General features: G+C 59.7%; 29 protein-coding genes. 18 read left to right on the top strand and 11 right to left on the bottom strand.

From position 1 onward, the window contains the following. The first annotated feature begins 72 nt into the window (after positions 1–72). A complete protein-coding gene (locus tag JQ629_RS26200; RefSeq protein WP_212415082.1) occupies positions 73–1,335 on the top strand; it encodes a CaiB/BaiF CoA transferase family protein in 1,263 nt (420 codons plus the stop codon). Between the two features lie 121 nt (positions 1,336–1,456). On the opposite strand, the gene JQ629_RS26195 is transcribed toward JQ629_RS26200, so the two are convergent. The 5 genes from JQ629_RS26195 to JQ629_RS26175 form a co-directional block, all read right to left on the bottom strand. Further along, the gene (locus JQ629_RS26195; protein WP_212034758.1) at positions 1,457–1,642 is read right to left on the bottom strand and encodes a hypothetical protein; all 186 of its coding nucleotides are present in this window, start codon (positions 1,640–1,642) and stop codon (positions 1,457–1,459) included. A 235-nt stretch (positions 1,643–1,877) separates the two neighbouring features. Continuing rightward, on the bottom strand, positions 1,878–2,198 hold the full coding sequence (locus tag JQ629_RS26190; protein ID WP_212415081.1) for a cupin domain-containing protein: 321 nt from the start codon (positions 2,196–2,198) through the stop codon (positions 1,878–1,880). Continuing rightward, positions 2,195–2,950, bottom strand: coding sequence for a YqcI/YcgG family protein (locus JQ629_RS26185; RefSeq protein ID WP_212415080.1), 756 nt, complete (start codon positions 2,948–2,950; stop codon positions 2,195–2,197). Before JQ629_RS26185 ends, JQ629_RS26190 begins: the two co-directional genes overlap by 4 nt. Before the next feature lie 25 nt (positions 2,951–2,975). Then, positions 2,976–4,268: an MFS transporter gene (locus JQ629_RS26180; RefSeq protein ID WP_212415079.1), complete on the bottom strand. Its 1,293-nt coding sequence runs from the start codon at positions 4,266–4,268 to the stop codon at positions 2,976–2,978. Continuing rightward, the gene (locus JQ629_RS26175) at positions 4,268–4,978 is read right to left on the bottom strand and encodes a hypothetical protein (RefSeq protein WP_212415078.1); all 711 of its coding nucleotides are present in this window, start codon (positions 4,976–4,978) and stop codon (positions 4,268–4,270) included. Before JQ629_RS26175 ends, JQ629_RS26180 begins: the two co-directional genes overlap by 1 nt. A 62-nt stretch (positions 4,979–5,040) precedes the next feature. On the opposite strand from JQ629_RS26175, the gene JQ629_RS26170 reads away from it, so the two are divergent. The 6 genes from JQ629_RS26170 (at position 5,041) to JQ629_RS26150 (ending at position 8,827) form a co-directional block, all read left to right on the top strand. Then, complete coding sequence (locus JQ629_RS26170; protein WP_212415077.1) at positions 5,041–6,060, top strand: GlxA family transcriptional regulator; 1,020 nt, start codon at positions 5,041–5,043, stop codon at positions 6,058–6,060. A 38-nt stretch (positions 6,061–6,098) separates the two neighbouring features. Beyond that, positions 6,099–6,275 (top strand): hypothetical protein, encoded by a 177-nt coding sequence (locus tag JQ629_RS26165; RefSeq protein WP_212415098.1) that lies wholly within the window; start codon positions 6,099–6,101, stop codon positions 6,273–6,275. Between the two features lie 33 nt (positions 6,276–6,308). After that, the gene (locus JQ629_RS37590; RefSeq protein WP_283813406.1) at positions 6,309–6,437 is read left to right on the top strand and encodes a hypothetical protein; all 129 of its coding nucleotides are present in this window, start codon (positions 6,309–6,311) and stop codon (positions 6,435–6,437) included. Between the two features lie 96 nt (positions 6,438–6,533). Further along, the gene (locus JQ629_RS26160; protein WP_212415076.1) at positions 6,534–7,667 is read left to right on the top strand and encodes an alpha-hydroxy acid oxidase; all 1,134 of its coding nucleotides are present in this window, start codon (positions 6,534–6,536) and stop codon (positions 7,665–7,667) included. 163 nt (positions 7,668–7,830) lie between these two features. Next, positions 7,831–8,028, top strand: coding sequence for a hypothetical protein (locus JQ629_RS26155; RefSeq protein ID WP_192738659.1), 198 nt, complete (start codon positions 7,831–7,833; stop codon positions 8,026–8,028). A 445-nt stretch (positions 8,029–8,473) separates the two neighbouring features. After that, entirely contained in the window at positions 8,474–8,827 is a 354-nt protein-coding gene (locus tag JQ629_RS26150) for a phasin (protein WP_192738658.1), read from the top strand. A gap of 10 nt (positions 8,828–8,837) precedes the next feature. Here JQ629_RS26150 and JQ629_RS26145 read toward each other — a convergent pair whose 3' ends face one another. Further along, entirely contained in the window at positions 8,838–9,095 is a 258-nt protein-coding gene (locus JQ629_RS26145; RefSeq protein ID WP_502753329.1) for a hypothetical protein, read from the bottom strand. 161 nt (positions 9,096–9,256) lie between these two features. Between JQ629_RS26145 and JQ629_RS26140 the strand changes: the two genes are divergently transcribed. Next, the gene (locus tag JQ629_RS26140) at positions 9,257–9,553 is read left to right on the top strand and encodes a hypothetical protein (protein WP_212415074.1); all 297 of its coding nucleotides are present in this window, start codon (positions 9,257–9,259) and stop codon (positions 9,551–9,553) included. Here JQ629_RS26140 and JQ629_RS26135 read toward each other — a convergent pair. After that, complete coding sequence (locus JQ629_RS26135) at positions 9,550–9,759, bottom strand: hypothetical protein (protein WP_249135277.1); 210 nt, start codon at positions 9,757–9,759, stop codon at positions 9,550–9,552. The two genes, JQ629_RS26140 and JQ629_RS26135, sit on opposite strands and share 4 nt — an antisense overlap. Here JQ629_RS26135 and JQ629_RS26130 point away from each other — a divergent pair. After that, a complete protein-coding gene (locus JQ629_RS26130) occupies positions 9,758–9,982 on the top strand; it encodes a hypothetical protein (RefSeq protein ID WP_212415073.1) in 225 nt (74 codons plus the stop codon). The two genes, JQ629_RS26135 and JQ629_RS26130, sit on opposite strands and share 2 nt — an antisense overlap. A gap of 104 nt (positions 9,983–10,086) precedes the next feature. Here JQ629_RS26130 and JQ629_RS26125 read toward each other — a convergent pair whose 3' ends face one another. Continuing rightward, positions 10,087–10,272, bottom strand: a complete 186-nt coding sequence (locus JQ629_RS26125) for a hypothetical protein (RefSeq protein ID WP_192738654.1) — start codon at positions 10,270–10,272, stop codon at positions 10,087–10,089. Between the two features lie 893 nt (positions 10,273–11,165). Here JQ629_RS26125 and JQ629_RS26120 point away from each other — a divergent pair. The 5 genes from JQ629_RS26120 (at position 11,166) to JQ629_RS26100 (ending at position 14,704) form a co-directional block, all read left to right on the top strand. Then, complete coding sequence (locus JQ629_RS26120) at positions 11,166–12,035, top strand: hypothetical protein (protein WP_212415072.1); 870 nt, start codon at positions 11,166–11,168, stop codon at positions 12,033–12,035. Positions 12,036–12,075: 40 nt separating this feature from the next. Beyond that, complete coding sequence (locus tag JQ629_RS26115) at positions 12,076–13,407, top strand: hypothetical protein (RefSeq protein WP_212415071.1); 1,332 nt, start codon at positions 12,076–12,078, stop codon at positions 13,405–13,407. Between the two features lie 514 nt (positions 13,408–13,921). After that, positions 13,922–14,086, top strand: a complete 165-nt coding sequence (locus JQ629_RS26110) for a hypothetical protein (protein ID WP_212415070.1) — start codon at positions 13,922–13,924, stop codon at positions 14,084–14,086. A gap of 8 nt (positions 14,087–14,094) precedes the next feature. Continuing rightward, entirely contained in the window at positions 14,095–14,340 is a 246-nt protein-coding gene (locus tag JQ629_RS26105; RefSeq protein ID WP_249133249.1) for a hypothetical protein, read from the top strand. A gap of 4 nt (positions 14,341–14,344) precedes the next feature. Then, positions 14,345–14,704, top strand: a complete 360-nt coding sequence (locus JQ629_RS26100; RefSeq protein ID WP_249135276.1) for a phage terminase large subunit — start codon at positions 14,345–14,347, stop codon at positions 14,702–14,704. Here JQ629_RS26100 and JQ629_RS26095 read toward each other — a convergent pair. Beyond that, complete coding sequence (locus tag JQ629_RS26095; protein ID WP_212415097.1) at positions 14,688–14,960, bottom strand: hypothetical protein; 273 nt, start codon at positions 14,958–14,960, stop codon at positions 14,688–14,690. The genes JQ629_RS26100 and JQ629_RS26095 overlap by 17 nt on opposite strands. Between JQ629_RS26095 and JQ629_RS26090 the strand changes: the two genes are divergently transcribed. The 4 genes from JQ629_RS26090 to JQ629_RS26075 all read left to right on the top strand — a co-directional run bounded on the left by JQ629_RS26090 (position 14,844) and on the right by JQ629_RS26075 (position 17,992). Continuing rightward, positions 14,844–15,272, top strand: a complete 429-nt coding sequence (locus JQ629_RS26090) for a GNAT family N-acetyltransferase (RefSeq protein WP_212415068.1) — start codon at positions 14,844–14,846, stop codon at positions 15,270–15,272. The two genes, JQ629_RS26095 and JQ629_RS26090, sit on opposite strands and share 117 nt — an antisense overlap. A gap of 248 nt (positions 15,273–15,520) precedes the next feature. Next, positions 15,521–16,747, top strand: a complete 1,227-nt coding sequence (locus JQ629_RS26085; protein WP_212415067.1) for an acyl-CoA dehydrogenase family protein — start codon at positions 15,521–15,523, stop codon at positions 16,745–16,747. 7 nt (positions 16,748–16,754) lie between these two features. Beyond that, positions 16,755–17,306 (top strand): flavin reductase family protein, encoded by a 552-nt coding sequence (locus JQ629_RS26080; protein ID WP_212263927.1) that lies wholly within the window; start codon positions 16,755–16,757, stop codon positions 17,304–17,306. Beyond that, entirely contained in the window at positions 17,306–17,992 is a 687-nt protein-coding gene (locus JQ629_RS26075; RefSeq protein WP_212415066.1) for a TetR/AcrR family transcriptional regulator, read from the top strand. The genes JQ629_RS26080 and JQ629_RS26075 overlap by 1 nt, the downstream gene beginning before the upstream one ends. Before the next feature lie 7 nt (positions 17,993–17,999). On the opposite strand, the gene JQ629_RS26070 is transcribed toward JQ629_RS26075, so the two are convergent. Together JQ629_RS26070 and JQ629_RS26065 are read right to left on the bottom strand one after the other, a co-directional pair. Next, entirely contained in the window at positions 18,000–18,875 is an 876-nt protein-coding gene (locus tag JQ629_RS26070) for a polysaccharide deacetylase family protein (protein WP_212415065.1), read from the bottom strand. A gap of 24 nt (positions 18,876–18,899) precedes the next feature. Then, entirely contained in the window at positions 18,900–20,000 is a 1,101-nt protein-coding gene (locus JQ629_RS26065) for an LLM class flavin-dependent oxidoreductase (protein WP_212415064.1), read from the bottom strand. Positions 20,001–20,102 lie beyond the last annotated feature (102 nt).

Raw genomic sequence — 20,102 nt, 5'->3', positions numbered from 1 at the left:
AAGGCCATGAAACACCTTTGGCGGTGGCGGCTATCTGTTCCGCCAGGCAAAATAACACGAGGAAATGTCGACATGACTGCCAGACCGCAATTGCCGGAGCGCACGCCGCGCGCCAAGGGCGAACCGACCGCCCTCGATGGTCTGCTGGTCGTCGATTTCACCCGTGTTGTTGCAGGGCCCGCCTGTACGCAAACGCTGGCCGACTTTGGCGCCGAGGTGATCAAGATCGAAAATCCGGATGGCGGCGACGATACGCGTCATTATGAACATGCGGAAATCGGCGGCGAGAGTGCGGCCTTTCTCAGTCTCAACCGCAACAAGCGCGGTATTGCGCTGGATTTCACCAACCCGGCGGCGCTGGAGGTCGCGCGCGAACTGATCGCGAAAGCGGACGTCGTGGTGGAAAATTTCTCTGGCGGCGTGATGAAGAAATTCGGCCTCGACTATGCGTCGGTCGTTCCAACCAATCCGCGACTGGTCTATTGCTCGATCTCGGCCTATGGCCGCAAGGGAGAGCTCGCCTTGCGCCCCGGGTTCGACCCGATCACACAGGCCGAAAGCGGCTTCATGTCGCTGAACGGCTTTCCGGATGCTCAGCCGGTACGAACCGGCCCGCCGATCGTGGACATGGCGACGGGAATGTCGGCGTGCAACGCGATCTTACTGGCTCTGATTGCGCGCGACCGGCTCGGCCGTGGCCAGCAGGTTGAGGTGGCGTTGATCGACACCGCGGTAGCGATGACCGGCTTTTATGGCATGGCCTACCTGATCAGCGGCGAGAACCCCGGTCGTTTCGGTAATTCACCGAACGGCTCACCGACGGTCGGCGTGTATCAGGCCGCCGACGGGCCGCTCTATATGGCCTGTGCCAACGACCGGCTGTACCGCCGCCTTGTGACGGAAGTGCTGGAACGGCCCGACCTCGTGACCGACCCTGAGTTCGCCCACCGGAAAAACCGAACGGCCAACAAGGAAAAGCTGCGCGCCATCATTGCCGGCGTCTTTGCCAGCGACCGGCTCGAGAACTGGATGGCGAAGATGAAAAAGGCGAACATACCGGTCGGCTATCTGCGCACCGTCGAGGAGGGCTTCAACGCGCCGGAAGTGCGCGATCGCGATCGCCTCAGCCACATCCCGCATCCGACCGCAGGTTCGGTGCCCAACATCGAAACGCCGCTCAATATGAGCCTCACGCCGACGATCGACCCCGTCGCTGCGCCGCTGCTCGGCGAGCACACCAAGGAAGTGCTGCGCAAGACGCTTGGATACGATGACCGCCGTATCGCTGATTTGGCCGAGGCGGGGGCTTTCGGAAAGACTGGCAATACCGGCTGATCGGCTGTCTTTCGTTTCCAATCGTGCCATCGGCGCCGGGTCTGATCCATTCGGACCGGTCCCGGCACTGTACATTTTCCGCCGACCCCCTCGACGCACCGAATCGGGCCGTTTCGGCCGTTCAGTTCGGCTTGCTGCGAAGGTTGTTTTTTGGCATAGTTACAACCTGTTCAGGCTCCGCGCGATCGATTTCCAGGCGAGCCATGCGAAGTATCAGGGTCGCCGTCGTCAGGCCGAGCCGTTCGGCTTCTTGCGCAGCAGTATCTACTTTCTGGGCCAAGCCCTCACGTTTACCTGGATATGCCATTCCTGTTCCTCTTCTAAGGTGCGAGATGAAAAATCCCACTTATGTTGCAGAGCTGCAGAACAAACTCGGAGCTCCATCGAGCGAAACGATCGAAAGCCTGCGACTGTTGAAGGCTTTCGTGAAACTTCCGTCCGGTCAGCGTTCCAAAATCATCGATCTGGTCGAACGAGTGGCGACGGACTCTTCGTCTAACGATCCCTCATTGTCTTGACCCCCATTGCACGCGCGCCTTGCTTCAATCGTTCGCTTGATGGGCGGGTGGACGGGTCGCGATCGCGTAGACTGCGCCGCCTTCCAGCGCTTCGGATTGGTGGAGTGTGCCGGCGGGCAGGTGGATGGTATCGCCGGCGCCGACGATGCGCTCGCCGCCATCCCACATGAAATTCAGCCGGCCGCTAATGATCACGAGGATTTCATCTACCGGATGGGTGTGAAAGCGATGCACCTTGCCCGCGGCGTCATGCTGCAATTCGATGCTGCCTTGCTCGGGGAGCAGGTTCAGGATGACGGGATCGATAGCGAACTCGGTTTTCTGACTTGCAATGATTTGGGTCATGCCGCTTGCTCCTTGTCTTCGATTTGAGACGGTTTGCTCTGCGCGAGCTTGGCGAAGGGACAGCCTCCTCCGGATTCGTTATCGTCATGCAGGAAGTATTGCTGGTACTCGCGCCCGTCGGCCGCACCGTAACGGCCGAGATGCGGTGAGGGGCTTGCATTGTCGTAGGGAATGAGCCGCTTGCGTACTTCGGCGAACGCGGCGTTGGCAGCCTTTTCGCTACCGAGAATCTTCTCGAACACCCATCGTGGCTGGAAGGTGAGCATGAAGGCGCTCGACCGGCGGCTTTGCCGCATCACGTGTGCCGGCGTCGTGCACACCACAAAAATTGGCTCTCCGGCGAATGAGAACTCCCACATTGGATGATCGATCTGTTCGGGAATCTCTGCCGGCCATGGACTCTTGTCGAGCCGCGCCAACTGGTCGAGCGTCAGCCACATCTTGCGGTAATAGGCGTCAAGCGTCTGCACCGGGCGAGGCCGGGTGAATACGATCAACGAAGTGTTGGGACCGTACGATCTGGACTCGGAGACGTATTGTGCGAGTTGGACGCCTAGAATCTCGACGTCGTAGGGATCGAGGAACAGATAGCGCAACTGGTCCTGCCGATGGCCGGTCACGCCGAAAACACAGGGAAAAGGTCTCGCTTCGCTGCTCATCTGGGCTTCGAATTCGGAGAACATGACACTTTGCCAACTGCTCACCGCATACTTCGAAGCGACTTCCTCTTTTCTCAAAAACAAACGCTCCATAACGGCCCCTCTACGTTCAATGCGTCTAGCGAACTATCAATTTGGTCCTCATCAATAACGGCCCGGCGATACCCGGCAGCGACATGAGCAGCAGAATTCCGATAAGCATGCTGTACCCGGCGTCGCCGATCGCGGCAGCGCCTTGCATGCCGCCGCTGGCGGCAAGCGGACTGGCGGCAATCATGGCGAAGCCGATGACGGGCTGTGCCGCGCCGGCGAAAATTCCCGCGGCCGTCGTGTTCACGGACGCGCCGACGCCGATAAGGTCGGAGGTGTATAGTTTCTTGGTGCATTTCAGCACCAGGGGCACCGTCCCGCCGGCGACAAGTCCGAGCGCCGTAAACACTGTTGTAACGTAGATCAGGCCGAACGCCTGTGCGATCGGCGGCAGCAGCATTGCAATCAGCACCATCCGCAGCACGCAGATGCGGATCAGCGCGGTGTCGAGCGCGGCTGCTGCGCGGTCAGCCATGTGACCCAGAAAGATCGAGCCGACAGCGTTACCGATCATGAAAGCGAGCAGGGGAGTGGCGGCCGCCGTCGGCGAGATATTGAAGAAATGCGCCACCATCGGAATACCCCAGACGCCCGACAGTGTCGTCACGACGGCGAAGTGAGAGGCAAAAGTCATGGCGCAGCCCCAGTTGGCGAGCTGGGTCAGCGATTGTCCGGCGGCCACAACGACGCTCTTCAACGTCTTGTTGCTGCGCGACACCGGATCAGGCTTCAGCACGACCTTGGCGAAGGCAAGGTTGGCCAATCCGACGGCGGCGATGAACAGGAAACACGCGCGCCAGCCGAAGCCGGTTACCGCGGCCGCGAGCGGCGTCGTCGCGATAACCCCGCCGACGTAGCCGGATACTTGCGAGATGCCTGACATCACGCCGAACCGCTCGTCGCTGAAGCTCTGCGCCACGAGCTTCAACAGCGCCGTGAATACCAGCGCGTCGCCGCAAGCGATGACGAGGCGCGCCGCAAAAACGTCGAGCATATTCGGCGCCAGCGCAAACGCAGCACTCCCGAGCGAGGATGCCACCATACTGAACAGCACCACGCGCTTGACGCCGTAACGGTCGACCAGAAGACCCGCCGGAATCTGCATCAGCGTGTAGCCCCAGAAGTAGCTGGAGGCGAGCATCGCGACGCCGGCGGCGTCGGTGCTGAAGTCGTGCATGAGGTTCAGGCTGACCGATTGCGGCGACACGCGCTGCAGGAACGCGATGGCGTAAGCGATGGCCACCGCTGCCCAGGCCAGATAGGCGCGATCGGTGAACCGCGAGACCGGTGCGATCATGGCCTGTTGTCCGGGCATCGACATCATACCCTCGCGTATCCAACCGAGAACAGGGCGTCGGCCGTATCGGGAATCACACGGGACATCGCGGCGTCGACCAGCGACGCCACGCCGTGATAGTCCTGCCGGTGGTGCTTAATGTGGCCGTAGGCGCCCCGCATGATCATGCCGGGTAGTTCCAGCAGTTTGCCGGGGTACAGCGAGGAGCACATCTCAATGCAGGCCGCTTGCAATGCGGGATCCTGCGTGTCCCCAAGCAGCGAGGGGGCAACCTTCTCGCAGATCTTGGCATTGGCGGCCCATACGATGGGATTTCGCGTCCGCCATCCATAGAGCACGCTGTCACCTTTCTCGGCGGCACCTGAGCGCCTCAGAACTTCCGAGGTGAAAAACCCGTAGAGCCCGCGGCCCTGATGGGCGGGGAGCACTTCGGTTCCACTACGATAGATTGCAAGTCCACTGGAGATCCTCAGCACGCGATAGACCGAAAACGCGACCAGTCCTGAGCTGCTAAAAACCAGAATGAGGCTGAACTTGCTGTCGAACGGGGAAGCGTCCGCCGTCCAATGCGGTTCGCTGGCTTTCCAGTTGACGGCGATGATGCCGTTCATTGCGTCCATCAGCGGTTGGCGGTCGGGGGCTGCGACGCTTGATGCATCCGGAAAGCTGTAGACTGCGTAGTCTGTCCAGGGCGATTTGATCGCCTGATACCGGCTGCCCAGATTTCGCGTCATCGCCGAACTCCAGTTACGCCCCTGAGCTATACAGGCGAGCCTCGAATGGCTTAAAGGACAATATGCCCTCGAAATCTGCCAAACCCCGACGCTCCGGACCGCGTGAAACGCCGTCGACGCGGCGTATCGCGATCGTCGCCTTTCCGGGCGTGACCCTGCTGGATATCTCCGGTCCGGCGCAGGTGTTCGCGGAGTTGGCGGCGATCGAGTTGTCTGGTCCGGGCTATTCCTTGTCCTATCTGTCAGCCTCGGGCGGGTTGGTGCCGACAGACGTCGGGATGATGGTGGATACCGCCGCGATCAATAGCGTCCGGCCGCATCAGGTCGATACGCTGGTGATCCCGGGCGGGCCCGGTATTTGGGATATCCGCGAAGACGCCCGGCTAATGCATTGGATTTCGCAGACGCTGCCCACGGCGCGTCGGGTGGCATCGGTGTGTCTCGGGGCTTTTGCGCTGGCCTGGACCGGCGCGCTGGACGGAAAGCGCGCCGCGACCCATTGGCGCTATTGCCCGAGGCTGCAGGACAGCTTCCCCAACATCCGCGTCGAGCCGAACGCGATCTTCGTCAAGGACGGGCGGGTCTGGTCATCGGCTGGCGTCAGCGCCGGCATCGATCTGGCGCTCGCCATGATCGAAGAGGATTTCGGCCACACCACCGCGCTCGACGTTGCGCGAAGGCTGGTGGTGTTTCTCAAGCGGCCTGGCGGCCAGAGCCAATTCTCTACCGTGCTCGCGGCGCAAGCCTCCGACGTCGAAGGGCGGTTCAGCGCGTTGCACGCCTGGATCATCGAGAATATCGCAAGCGATCTCAGGGTCGAAACACTGGCCGCGAAGGCCGGGATGACGCCTCGGACTTTTGCTCGCACCTATGCCAGCCGCACCGGAATGACGCCGGCGAGCGGTGTCGAAGCGCTGCGGGTGGAAACCGCACGTCTGTTGCTGGAAAGCAGGCAGGTCGGCGGCGTGATCGAGGTCGCCAAACGCGCCGGGTTCGGCGATGACGAACGCATGCGCCGCGCGTTCCTGCGGCACCTCGGCGTATCGCCCACCGAATACAGGAACCGTTTTTCGGGCGGTTGAGCGGTGCCGCCGGAGCCCAGCGGCCACGAAGTTCCCCTGTGTTCGTCCCCAAAATGCGCCAAGCTCTGACGTTTTTGGCCACAATCCAAATCGACCGTGACGACATGAAAACGCTGGTCGTCATTTCGATTCTTGCGCTGCTCACGGTTTCCGGGGCGGCCTATACCGACCAGCTTTTCACGGGCGATCAGCAGACGACGCGAGGGGCGGATTGAACGCGCCTCACAAGCACCTTGGGGACGACGAGCATGCTTTCAATTGATCAATTCTTGCGATTCATCAGTGTACCGGCCGTGATGGCGGCATTCCTGATTGCCTCCCAGGTCTCGGGCGCGGGAATTTTCCATTCCAAGCCGATGTACCTCGCCAGCGAATAGCAGCCCTTCGTTCCAGCACCGGATTAACCCGTTCAAAGCGGTAGCTTTTCCCATTTGTCTGCGGCTAATGTGCCGCCAAAACGGGAGAGAAACAGCATGAATGATGGGACCCCCATCCGGCCGGCGAGGAATGTCGAACTCGGCGCCAGCGGCGAAGAATTCCAGAATCTCCATGAATTCGTGCGCAAGGCGCGGGCCCGGCTGAACCAGAACGCCTGGGACTATATCGTCGGGGCCTCCGAGACCGAGACGACCATGCGCCGCAATCGCATGGCGCTCGACGAGATCGCATTCCGGCCGCGGGTCCTGCGTAATGTCGCCCGGGTCGACGCGTCGACCGAGGTCTTCGGCCGTAAACTGCGCCTGCCGGTGATGATCGCGCCCGTCGGTGCGCTGGAGATTTTCGATCCCGATTCAGGTGCTGCGGTGGCACGGGGAGCCGGGACGTTCGGCGCGGCCCATATGCTCAGTTCGGTCTCCGAGCCAGGGCTTGAGGCTACGGCAAAAGCAGCGCCCGATGCGCTGCGCATCTTTCAGCTTTACGTTCGGGGCGACGATGCCTTCGTCGAAGATACCGTCAGCCGCACGATCGAAAACGGCTATGCCGCGTTTTGCCTGACGGTCGACACCGCCCATTACAGCAGGCGCGAGCGCGATATCGCCAAGCGCTATGTCCGCGAAAGCCGCATCCGCGCTACCGGCGGCGACTTCCAGAAGGGACTGGAATGGCGGACCGTGAAGCTGATCAAGGACAAGTATAAAATCCCACTGGTGCTCAAGGGCATCGCGACCGCGGAAGATGCGGCCATTGCGCTCGATCATGGGGTGGACTGGATCTATGTGTCGAACCACGGCGGACGCCAACTCGACCATGGGCGCGGCTCGATGCATGTGCTGCCCGAAATCGTAGACGCCGTTGCCGGCCGCGCCAAGATCATGGTCGACGGCTCGTTCTGCCGCGGCACAGACATTGTGAAGGCGATCGCCTCGGGTGCCGATCTCGTCGGCATCGGCCGCCTGCAATGCTGGGCGCTCGCCGCCGCGGGCGAGGCCGGCATCACCCGGATGCTGGAATTGCTGGAGGATGAAGTGATCCGGTGCCTCGGGTTGCTCGGCGTCACCAGTCTTGCGGAGCTCAACAAATCATATCTACAAGCGGCGATGCCGACCAACCTGCCGAGCGTGTTCAGTGCATTCCCGCTGCTGGATATTGAACCTTACCGGTACTGAGCACGGTGCTGCGGGCCGATTTGGGTGGATGGCGTCCTGACGAGTCAGGTCTTGAACGCAATTCTCGGGGAGGCCGGCGCCGATTTTGCATTAGCCGGTGCGCGCAAGAAGCTGCCGCGATGCAGACAAAATCTGATCGAAATCTACCAATAGTCGAGGAAGGATGGTGGACAATCCTTTCGCTGAACTCAGCCTCGAAAAGGCTATTGGCCTTCGTTGGACATTGCGGGACATTCAGGCCCGCCGGCTGAAAATGTCGCCTGTCAGCGACGAGGATCTGCACGTTCTGACCGAACTCGGTCTGATTGAGATACGAGACGAGGGGCCAGTGCTGACGGAGGCAGGGGCTGCCGTGCTGTGACCCGATCTAGCGGGCCTTCAAAAAGCTCTCACCCGAGTCGCATGGGGCGCATCGATAGGTCAGCACATCGTAACTTTGATCGCGTGGCTCGATCATGGCCAGCCTCATTTGCGCGCCGCATTTGATGCAGGGCATTTCTATGCTGGTTTGAAAGCGCGTGCAGGTTGGCGTTGGCCGGAATGTTTGCAGCATTTGATCCCCATGTTCCCGAGAGCGACGCAACGCCACAAACCGTCGAACTCAAGCCCCCGAATCACTATGCCACACTGTTGACATGATTGGAATCGGGTACGCTAGCCCGTATCGCTACGGGGCTGCAGCAGGAAATAATTCCTTTGCGGAGGCGGCTGGATGACATCCCCGGAAGTGCGGCGCCGGGCCAATACGGCGCAGACGCGGCCCTGAACTATGCTAACCTCCCAGAGACGACATTGGAGAGGCGATCATGATTGAACCGAAACTCGAAGTTCCGGCCGAGCTGCGCGATCTGGCCGAAAAAACCATCGATCAGGCAGAAAAGGCGTTCGGCATGTTCTTCGATGCCGCCGGCAAGTCGATGACGTCGATGCCGGGGCCAGGGACGGAGATTTCGAAGCAGGCGCTATCGTTCACCGAGCAGAACATGAAGGCAGCATTCGAGCACGCCCGAAAGCTGGTTCATGCGACCGACCTCCAGGAAGCGATGCGGATTCAGTCCGAATTCCTGCGAAGCCAGTTCACCAATGCCGGCGAGCATATGAGACAGATCAGCGGTGGTGTCATGTCGGCTGCCAAGGACGCGACCAAAGGCAAGTTCTGAACGGCAGCCGCTACCGCCGGCGCGCTATTGCGACTCCGAACAGGAACGCAACGAACAGACTCGCGAGGGGCGCTTCCCGGGCAATTGCGCTGACGGTGGATAGCGGCTTGCCGGGTTGCCGTGCCGTTGCGATCGCCTCGGCTAGACGATCGACCGCGGACTGAAGTGCTGCAGATACATCCGTGATCGTGCGCGATACATCGGTCGCGGTGTCGATCGCGCGTTCGGCCATGTTGGGCTGTAGCGGTGGAGGTGTCTCGATGCTCACTGTCGACACTCACTTTAAACTTTGAAATCTGTTCACCATCCTGGAAATGCGCGAGTAGGCGATTTGTTCCGCCACGGTTCCGCGACAGGGCGGTCTGAAGGCGGAACAATCGTCAGCCCCGGGATTTGATTCCAACACAGCAATCAATCCGGGTTTCTAAAATGACGAACAATCATTCGAAGGAAAGCCATGCGACACGCCGCGGCGGAGCACCTTTGGCGATCGCGATTGCAGTCGCGTGTGTTGGCGGGTTCAGCATGTTAATCGCTGATTACGGCCCAAGGAATAAGCCCAAGGTGCAAACGGCCGCGGAGGCTCATTACAGCACCACGGGCGACGCCGCCCGCGCGGCCGGCGCGAAGGTGATGCCGACCGAACCGAAACCGCAACTAGAACCCGATGCGCCGGGGCCGAAGCCCGTGCAGCCGGCAAACCCCGTGCGGTCCGGGGATAACTAGTCGGCAGGTTGGTTCTCGCCGTGCGAAACCCTGAGGGCAGCGTCAATTCTCATGTGAACACGACGCTCGGCCATATGAATCAGCCGCGTCCTGGTCTTGCCGGCCACGGTCTGCCCGCCGATCTGAAATCGCCATTGCCAGACATCCGGTTCGCTGGTGGCCGTGACGCTGTATTCCACGCCCTTGTAAATCACGATCTGCCCCATGCTGGGTCAATATCGTGAGGGACAATTCTTTGCCGCTGCAATCAATCCGGGAGATTACGGAAAATGGCCTGTGATCTGCATGCTTCCTATGCAAAATGGCGTGAAACACGAATGGCTCGATGCTGCCTTGCAGGGCCGCGGCCGGTTCGCTCAAGAGGTGTCGATAGCCGATCCCGTTGACGAACAGTCGTTCGGGCAGCTTGCAGGAAGCCGCGAGGGCTGACGCGGCGATCCCGATTTCGCGTTTGACACGTCGGGCAAATCAGGGGCAGAAAGTCACCATCGCGATAAAATCATCATCGCGAAATCAGGCGCGTGACCGGCGCGTCAGCGTACGCTGACGAACGCGCCCCATACAGCCGCAAGCCCCGCTCCCACCAGGACGAGAAGCGGGTTGGCACAAAACGAACTGCCGTATTGGCACATCGTGACGCCGAGCGAGCCGATCTCGTTATGGCTTGCCGCATAGAACAGGCCCGACAGGATCGCGAGCACGGTAGCGACGAAATACATCAACGGCCTCCTTGCGATCTGATTGAGCGTTGGCTGTGCCTTGCGCCCAATGTTTCCATTTGAATGTCGATGCACCGAACCAATTTTTTGCGCTTGACGCGTCGGGCAAATCAGCGGCACATCTTCATCGTCGCCGATATCGTAAAGCTCGCGCCGCTAAATCGGCCGCGGGCTTTTTCATTTACAGCGATGCTATCCGCGGGGAAGTTTCAAATTATCCAACCTGTTGCATCGCATTTTCGGTAATTTGTTGACGGTCCGAAAAACATTTGACACGTCGGGCAAATCACGGGCAGATCTACATCATCGCGAAAATCGTGCAGAGCCCGGGCGGAGAAATCCGCAGCGGGCTTTTTCTATTGAATTTTCCAATCGGACGGCGGCCGCTTGTCACGACGCCACAACTCCCAACGCCCGTCGCCTGAGGCGTCGCGAGCGCGCCGTCGTCCGAACCTTTGAGATGATTAGCCGGCACGCGCGAACGTGCCGGCGTGCGGCGTGGCCAAGGTCACGGCCGCAAGCGGCCCCTGTATCAGGGATACGGTTCGCGCCCGAAATGATCGCACGCCAGCGATCCTGCCGCGCATTTTTATTTCCGGAGGGAAGTCGATGACCGCGTATCGCTCGCGCTGATCGGCCTGATTGGAATCGCCGTGTGGGTCATTTCATGAGCGCCAACGTTATCCAGTTCGTCCCGCAGCTCAGGAGCGACTTGAGCAAGCGGATTCCGACAGCCAAGAGACCGGGCTGGTCGTGTCGAACAAGCAGCCTGCACAAAATATCCTGAAATTTTCAGCGGAAGCTAATCAGAAAGCGCGCGAAAGAACCAGGATGATAGCCACTCTGTCGAGTGACTTTTACTCGATCACTGTCTGGTGCGTTGGGGGCCTGACATGGCATTCGAATCTCGAACGCTTATCCCGCTAACTGTCGATCAAATCATAGTAAGAACAATTGTCTTGCTGGCCGTTTATGGAACGGTTCTCGTGTTGGGGTTTCTTCTGTATGCGTCGTGCCGCGACAGCAACGTCAGCAGGATCTCGGTCTCGAAGTTGTCGGATCTCGACGAGGAATTCGAGATCAGCGTTTGGGGTGTTCGGGTAAAGAATCCGAAATTCCTCAAGGTGTGTTTCGCCGGGGATTACGTTTATGCCCTGAAGGATGCGCAACAGTGGTTTGCCGCCAAGGACACCGAATTCAAGTCCGCGCTTCGGGGTGCCGGCGGGCCGGCGGATGTTTTCAACGACGATGATCATTCATCCATCGTCCTGCTCACGCATGATTCTGCGCTCATCCTCCAATTGAGTTGGCGAGCGGGTTTGTCCGTCGAAAATTTCGGATGTGCAAGCGTCGGTGGGGCCAATATCGAACTGAGGGGCTACGAGACCAATTCTAGCGTAAGGCTGTTTCTCCCGGGTGCAACGCCGAAGTCGCCGCGAGGACCGGGGCAACCCCGCGCCACATTGTGTGCACAAAAACTGGAGCGATTTGTCGAGTCGATCGATGAGTTGCTTGCCCAAACCGTTCAGGAACGGTTCATTTGGGCTGCGATCAGGAGGTATTTGCCCGAAACGGGGTGTCGCGTTGACGAAGTAATCCCGATCGTAAGGGCATCAAAATTCTTTGTGCCGCTTTCCGAAAATCCAACGAAATTCGGCATCACTTTTGAGGGCGCCGACTGGGCGGTCCACTTCGTGTTGGACAAGAACACCGGAAATATTACTGCCCCCTACATTGGCTCGCGTCACCTTCCATTTTCCTGACTAGAGATTCATCAACGGTACAGCTGGAGAAATTGCGATTATGGCAGATAGAATCTATGTCACGTATACCCCGACCGGAGCTCCGGGAAGCTTTCACACTGCGATCCACTATGAGCGCACGGGTCTATCCGGCGAATTGATCAAGCACGTTGTTGTCGAAGCAACGCCGGAATTTAGAGAGCTGAGTGGACTGGAAAAGGCGGGCAACGTTATTGGAGAGATATTTCGGACGGGAAGCGCCCCTTCAAGCTTCGGTAGAATGAACGCGATGGTTCGTGACCGGGACGCGTTCGACAGGAAAAAAGAAGAAAGCGACGATCCAAACGCTCCTTATGAAATAATTGCTGAGGGCGATGATCTCAGCGGTCATCTCGCGCGAATGCAACGCTTTGCGCATGACGTCAACCGCGCAGGTTTCGCCTACCGTGGTCAGCGTCAGAACAGCAATTCGTTTGCTGCCTCGGCCTTGCGAGCTGGTGAACTCCCACCCGCAACAGGTGTGGCGCGTGATCCGTTGGGTCCTGCGGGTGAACTTCTGGAGTTCTTTGCTCCAGGGTTGAACGAGCCGTTCGAAGCTCCGATTGGTCCTCGCTCAGCGCCCGTTGATGTTTCGGAGGGCAAGGGCAATATCTCAGGGGGCCGTCCTATTCGCTACCTCGAACGGGTGATTGCTGATGAGTCGCCGAGCGACCGCTTCGGAAACTGGACCTCCTCGCCTGCCGGCATCACGCCGCGTAATCCGAACCTGCCCCTGCCGCCGGCTGAACCCGGCAAGCCACCCGGAATATTCAACGACAAGCCGATGCCGTTGTGGACGACTCCGCCGCCGATCCGGGGATCGACGGACTTTTCCGAAGCGCCTGGCGTCGGCACCAAGCCGATGCGGTATGTCAGCCGGCGGGATGGCAATCCGCCGCCAGCGTCCGTATCCGACTCCGGCGCTCCGGCCGCGCAGTTCGTTCTTCCCGATCAACTGAACGCCTCTAGCGACCGCATCGACTGGGCCGCGGCTCTGGCGGGCCTCGATCCGCTGTATCCGATGCGGGCGGCGCCGCCGCAACGCCGAAACGACTTCGTCAACGGAAACGATGCCTTGTCCCGCGCAGCCGGTGGCGGCAGCTCTCCGTCCAGGCCGGGGCAATCCCAGGGTCCAACGGCCTCCACGTTGCTAGAGTACATTCAACATCTGAACCAGCCGAGCGCCAACGAACCGCAGGCTCCAGGAGCATCCCTCGCTCCCTCAGTCAGTCCAAGCCCGATGGGCGGCCTTGCAGGTCGGATCACAGCGCTTTCGGGCATCGATCCTGACAATCCGGATCAGCCGCCGCCCGACGGGTTGCTCGCGCTTTTGCTTGCCGCGCAGCAGCGATAGTCTCGAAGACCAAAATTCCATCGGCTCGCGCCTTATTGTCAGGCGAGTCCTGTCGCATCGGCGTTCCCTGATTTTCTGCGATTGATTGACGGCCTGAAAAAGAATTTGACACGTCGGGCAAATCACCGGCACATCATCATCATCGCGAAAATCATGCAGAGCCCGGGCGGAGAAATCCGCCGCGGGCTTTTTTGTTGAAATTTTCCAATCGGACGGCGGCCGCTTGTCATGACGCCCCAACTCCCAACGCCCGTCGCCTGAGGCGTCGCAGGCGCGCCGTCGTCCGAACCTTTGAGATCATCCTTAGCCGGCACGCGCGAACGTGCCGGCGTGCGGCGTGGCCCAGGTCACGTCCGCAAGCGGCCCCTGCAGCAGGGATACGGTTCGCGCCCGAAATGATTGCACACCAGCGATCATGCCGCGCATTTTTTCCCGGAGAGAAGCCGATGACGGCGTATCTGATATCGCTCGCGCTGATCGGCCTGATTGCAATCGCGGTATGGGAGGATCCCTCATGAGTGCCGAAATCATCCAGTTCATCCCGCGCCCCGGGCATGATCATGAACAGACCGATTTCCCGACGATCGCGTTCCGCTCCGCGGTGCACGAGCCTGCGGCGGACCCGACCGACCTTACGCCGTGCGAATACGTCACGGCGAATCATGACGAGACGCAGTGAGGAAACCCTTGGCAGACATCCGCTCACTGGCACGGAGCCAGACCAAGACGGCCATCAACGTCCTCGTCAAAATCATGCAAAGCAAGGATGCGACGCCTGCGGCGCGCGTCTCGGCGGCCAACGCCGTCCTCGATCGCGGCTGGGGCAAGGCCGCGCAACCACAGGAGAGCGGCAATGAAGTCCCGGGCGGGCCTCCCCAACGCATCGAACGGCACATCGTCAATCCTGAAAATCCCGACAGCGAAAGTATTTGAACCGTTGCTTCGGCCCAGCAGGTACCGCGGAGCTTTCGGCGGCCGGGGATCCGGAAAGTCGCATTTTTTTGGCGAGCTGCTGGTCGAGACCTGCCAGGCCGAACGCGGCACGCTCGCGGTCTGCATCCGCGAAGCGCAACGGACATTGGCGCAGTCGAGCGAGCGGTTGATCGAGAGCAAGATCGCCGCGCTCGGCGTCGGCAGCGGCTTCAAGCTGTACAGCGACAAGATCGAGACGCCCGGTGACGGCATCATCATCTTTCGAGGGATGCAGAGCTATACGTTCAAGGCGGTCATCACCGTGATCGTCACCGGATTTGTTGGTGCGGTCTGGCTCGGCATCAAGGCTACGCTTGGCAGGTGATCGCGGAGATGCGCCATGACCGGAATATCTCGGCGTATGTTGTGTAGCCACGGTCATCGATGTGGCGTCCAGATTCATTGCCGACGGTTTGCTGAATGCGATCCGTCGACAACTCAAATTTCAGCATCAGGTGGAGCCAATGTACCGGATTCGTGAGGTTGACGGGCACGACGATGAAATAGCTGATACGCTCCTGGAACTTCATCGGCTGACATTCCTGGATTGTGCCCCCATACCAAAGTTCGATCATGGGCATTGGTGGCTCGCTCGTGACGAGACGGAGCCAGTTGGCTTTGCGGGAGTTGTTCCTTCAACCCACGTGTCCAATGCTGGCTATTTCTGCCGGGTTGGCGTGCTGAGAAAGCACTGGGGACGCCGGTTGCAACTTCGTTTGATGGGCGCCGTGGAGGGGCGTGCGCGGCTCAATGGATGGTGCTCGGTCATTTCCGACACGACTGACAATCTGTCGTCAGCCAATAATTTCATTCGCGCCGGCTACCGGCTGTTTCAGCCGCCAGTCCCATGGGCTTGGCCAAATACGCTTTACTGGCGGAAGCTCATTGGATAGCCAGCGTCCAGCATTCTTTCGAAGTACTCCTCGCCCGGTGGCCTGACGGCCGCCGGGCTCTTTTTCGTTTTAGCACGGGTGCATAGCCAACGGATCCGTCATGGCGCGACGCAAAAGATCTCATGGCACCAGCCCAATTTGGTGGAAGAGCCATGTTCCGCGCGCCTTGATCATTGGCGGTGAGGCGGTAGACTGGCCAGGCCCAACCGCTTCAAGTTCGCAACGACGGATTGGGCAAGGAAACGCCAATGCCAGGGGACGGCCGCAGGCCAGATGCAAGTTCGCTCGCGGGACCGGGAACGGGCAGCTATGCCGCCATCGTCGCGCGCGCCAGAGCGTTGATCCCGAAGCTGCGGGAGCGTGCCGCCAGGACCGAAGAACTGCGGCGCCTGCCACCGGAGACCGAGCGAGATTTACACGATGCCGGCCTGTTCCGGATCATACAGCCCAAACGCGTCGGCGGCGCCGAACTCGACTATGTTGCGCTGGTCGATTGCGCCGATGCGCTGGGGCAGGCGGATGCATCCGTAGCGTGGAATTTTGCCAATCTTGCCAGCCATCACTGGATGCTGGGCATGTTTGACCGGCATGCGCAGGACGCCGTCTGGGACAAGGACGCCGATGCGTTGATCGCCTCGTCATTCATCTTTCCAGCTGGCCGAGCCAGAAAAGTCGATGGCGGATATGTGCTCAATGGCCACTGGCCGTTTTCCTCAGGCGTCGAATCCTGCGATTGGAACATGCTCGCCAGCGTGGTTTCGTCCGACGATGACGCCGACGGTATCGAATACCGGCTCTTCCTGCTCAACAAGAGCAACTACAAGATCAACGATACCTGGAACGCGACCGGCCTGTGCGGTACCGGATCGAACGATGTCAGGGTCACGGACGCCTTCATCGCCGAGCAGATGACGATCGCCGTCAGCGATCTTACCGGCGGGCCAACCCCGGGGAGTGCCGTCAATCCAAACGCCCTCTATGCGCTGCCGGTATTCTCGTTGTTCCCCTATGTATTATCAGGCGTCGGTCTGGGTAATGCACAGGCCTGTTTGAATGATTATGTCGAATTCGCACGTCATCGCGCCTCGACCTACAATCGTGCCAAGCTCAGCGATATGCAGACGACCCAGATCAAGATCGCGGAGGCCTCCGCCAAGATCGACGCGGCGCGGCTGGTCATGCGCACGAACTGCATCGAAGCGATGGTGGACGCTCGACGTGGTCACGTTCCGGATATAGCAGACAAGACGCGATTGCGGCGTGACGGCGCGTTCTCTGTCAACCTCTGCACTGAGGCCGTGTCGCTGCTGTTTGCTGCAAGCGGCGCGCGCAGTCTGTTTACGTCGGGTGCGTTGCAGCGGCAGTTTCGCGATGCCCACGCGGTGAATTCGCACCTCGCGTTCAATTTCGATGCGGCGGGAACCAATTATGGACGTGTAGCGCTTGGCCTGCCGTCCGAAAACCTGACGCTCTGAGGCGAGGATGTCCGACGCACCCAAACATCCGGCCGATCCCGCTAACGAGTTCGCCAGCGACAACTCGGCGATCGATCCCCGGGATTTTCGTAATGCGCTCGGTACGTTCGCTACCGGCGTCACTATTGTTACAGCGATGGCGGCTGACGGAAAGCCGTATGGCGTGACCTGCAACTCCTTTGCCTCAGTCTCGCTGAATCCGCCGCTGGTCCTGTGGAGCCTCGGCATGTTCTCGCAGGGCTTGACCATCTTCCAGAACGCCAGCCATTTCGCAGTCAATGTTCTCGGTGCTTCTCAGCAGACGCTGGCCTCGCAATTCGCAAAATCCTCCGGCGACAAATTCGCTGGCGTGAGCTGGACGCCGGGGCTCGGCAACGCCCCGGTGCTTGCTGACAGCGTCGCAAATTTTCAGTGCCGTGCCGCCAATCGATACTACGGCGGTGACCACATCATTTTCCTGGGAGCTGTCGAGGCCTATACTTATAATGGGCAGCAGCCACTGTTGTTTGCACGCGGCGGGTTCGGCCGGTTCCTTGCCGGCGATGACGGCAAATCCTGATGAGCAGGAAAGAAGAGGCCAAACGTGCTGGCGCCAAGCAAAGGCGCCTCTCGCCCGACGATCGTCGCCGGGAATTTGTTGCGAAGGCGACAGAATTTTTCTCGGAAGAAGGATTTGGCGGTGGAACGCGAGCATTGGCGCGGCGGCTTGGCGTAACGCAGCCGCTGCTCTATCGCTACTTTCCAAGCAAGGACGACTTGATCGAGGAAGTTTATCGCACGGTCTATCTCGATCCGCTCGAGACCGGCTGGGAGAAACTGCTGACCGATCGCTCGCGGCCGCTTCGTGACCGGCTGCTGGAATTCTACCGTACCTATACCGACGCGATCTTCACCCGGAAGTGGCTTCGCATCTATCTCTATTCGGGCTTGAAGGGCCTCGACATCAATCGCTGGTATGTCGGCATGGTCAAGGAAAAGATACTGACCCGGATCATCCGGGAGTGCCGTCATGAAGCGGGACTTGCGGTGCAAAACAAGCCGAGTGCGACAGAACTTGAGCTCGCCTGGTTCCTTCACGGCGGAATTTTTTACTACGGAGTTCGCAAGTACATTTACGATTCGCCGGTGCTCGAAGACAAGGACCGGATGATTAGCGATGCGCTGGATGTCTTCCTGGCCGGCTTCGCGCGGGTTAACGAAACCTCGGCGGATATTCGTCGTGCGCCAATCAAGGTGGTGGGATAGGTAGCCGTTATTTTCCGGCTGTTTCCGCGCGATACCAGTCGCCGATTTCGCTTGCGGTCATCAGTGCCACGCCGTCATGGCTGATGACGTAGTCCAGCAGCGCCTCCAGATATTTGATGCGATGCGGGACCCCTGTAATATAGGGATGGATCGAGATCGCCATGATCCGCGCGTTCGATTCGCCTTCGAGATAGAGCCGGTCGAACTGATCCATGCCACGCTTCAGGAATTGCTCGGAGGGCTGATGTTGCAGCGCATGGACGACGATGTCGTTGGTTTCGACCGAATAGGGGATCGTCGTGATGGTGCCGTGGGGCGTGGCGATATCCTGCGGCAGGTCGTCGATTACCCAATCCGCCAGATATTCGATGCCGTTGAGGCGCAGCAGATCGAGAGTTTCCCCGGTCTCGGTGAGGCCCGGGCTCTCCCATGATCGCGGTGATTTTCCAGTGAAATTTGCGATTGTTTCGACGGAGCGCTTGATCGCATCGGCTTGATTGTCGAGCTTGTGCATCGGCCCCTGCAGGAATCCGTGGCCCATAAACTCGAAGCCGGCCTCGAGCGCGGCGGACGCAACGCGCGGATAGGAATTGCAGACATTGGCATTCAGGGCCAGCGTTACCGGCATCTTGCGGTCGGTCAGCGCCTTGAACTGCCGCCAGAAGCCGGCCCGCATGCCGTATTCATGCCAGGACCAGTTCGGCACGTCTGGCAGCAGCGGCTGGCCCATCGGCGGGCTGAGCACCGTCCGCGGCATCGCGTTCTCGATCCGCCATTCCTCTACGTTGAGGATCACCCACACTGCGAGCTTCTTGCCGCCGGGAAGCATCAACTTTGGTCGATCGATTTGGGCCTGATAGGGGATACGATCACTAAGAGCCACGGCAGATTCCTTGGATGAATTGATCTATCCGGACGCCTTGCCGGACATGTCTGCGCTAACGCGCGGCATGACTTTTTCCGCCATCAGGATCATCGACTGGCGTCCAAGCTCACGATCCTTCCAGTCCTTGCCGGCATAAAGGAGCGTGCCAAAGGGCCCAGTCTCCTCCTGAAAAGCCAGCAGTTGGTCGGCCACGCTATCTGGCGTGCCGTGAATGATGAGTTTGTCGCAGATCGACTCGAGCGTCACTTCCTCGTCGGGCTGATCGCGGCGCGTTTTGAACAACTCGATGCGGCCGCCACGCTTCAACTTGGTGAATAGCGAGCGATAATAATAGACATATGGACCGTTCGGATCGGTGGCATAGGCTTTTGCCGTTGCAGCATCCTTGGCCACAAACACGCTTTTGGCGACCCGCCAGTTCGCCGACTCTGCGGGGCGGCCGACACGTTCGCAGCCTTCAACGTATTTAGGCCAATGGCTTTTGACCCAAGCCGGCATCAGGAAGTTCGCCGAAATCGGATCCCAGCCGCGCGCAGCGGCTTCGGTCACGCCTTTCGAGAACGGCGCCACTGCCGTCACTACGATCGGTGGATGCGGCCGTTGTAGCGGGCGCGCGATGAACCCCTGACCAATGTCCTCAATCAGGGTCTTCTGTACCGATACATTCCAGTACTTGCCTTGGAGGTTATACGGAGGCTCGCTGGCCCAGATATCAAGGACCTGATTGATCGCCTCCAGGAACATCGCGTTGCGATCTGCGTCGAGATTACCGAAAACTTCAGCGTCGGACAGCAACCCACCGGGGCTGATACCGAAGATCAGCCGGCCGTCAAGCATGTGATCGAGCATCGCGATCGAGGCTGCAAGCGCCGCCGGATGAGTGTTCGGCATGTTGATGGTGCCGGTTCCAAGCTTGATTTGCTTGGTCGCCGCGGCAAGCCAGGCGATGAATGCGATGCAGGATGTGATGTTCTCGGCTTTGTCGGTGACGTGCTCGCCGACATAAGCTTCGCTGTACCCGAGCTCGTCGGCCAGCAGGAAGGCTTCGCGATCTTCTTTGAGGGACAGCCGCCAATCCTTGCCGACAGGATGGATGGGCATCGTGAAGAACCCGAGCTTCATGGTCTGATCCCCCAAGGGCAGGCTTTTTGTTTGGTAGGAAACGTGCGTCGGTCGCAACATGATAACAAGCCCCAAAGTCGCAGGCACCGAAATAATCACTCG

It is taken from the genome of Bradyrhizobium sp. AUGA SZCCT0222, from assembly GCF_018130205.1.
In the GTDB taxonomy this organism is placed as follows: domain Bacteria; phylum Pseudomonadota; class Alphaproteobacteria; order Rhizobiales; family Xanthobacteraceae; genus Bradyrhizobium.
The sequence above is the reverse complement of the archived record's forward strand: the minus strand, read 5'-3'. Positions and strand labels throughout refer to the sequence as shown.